The sequence below is a fragment of the Nocardia cyriacigeorgica genome, assembly GCF_010858045.1.
Lineage (GTDB): Bacteria > Actinomycetota > Actinomycetes > Mycobacteriales > Mycobacteriaceae > Nocardia > Nocardia cyriacigeorgica_E.
This window is the reverse complement of record NZ_JAAGVC010000278.1, coordinates 1-301: the sequence shown is the minus strand read 5'-3', so window position 1 is coordinate 301 and position 301 is coordinate 1. Positions and strand designations below refer to the sequence as shown.

Sequence of the window (301 nt, the reverse complement as noted above, 5' to 3'; positions counted from 1 at the left end):
GTTCCCGACGTCCTGCACTTCCTGGCGCAGGTGCCGCTCACCAGCAACGGCAAGATCGACCGCGCGGCCATCCGTGCGGTGCTCGAACGCGAGACCGAGGGTCTGGCCGAGGCCGAGTATGTGGCGCCGGAGACCGCGCTGGAGGCGGCGGTCGCCTATATCGCCGCGCAGGTGCTCGAGATCGAGCGGATCGGTGTGACCACCGATTTCTTCGACGCGGGTGCCAACTCGATCCTCGCCACCACCTTCGTGGCGAATGTGCGTGGCCTGCTGGCCGTCGACGGTGTCGGCGTCACCGATG

Annotated in this window: 1 protein-coding gene; it reads left to right on the top strand. The window is 68.1% G+C overall.

Annotation, left to right across the window (positions count from 1 at the left end; genetic code table 11):
- Nucleotides 1–301, top strand: a 301-nt coding sequence (locus GV790_RS29700; protein ID WP_163818129.1) for a phosphopantetheine-binding protein, incomplete at both ends; no start/stop codon positions are given.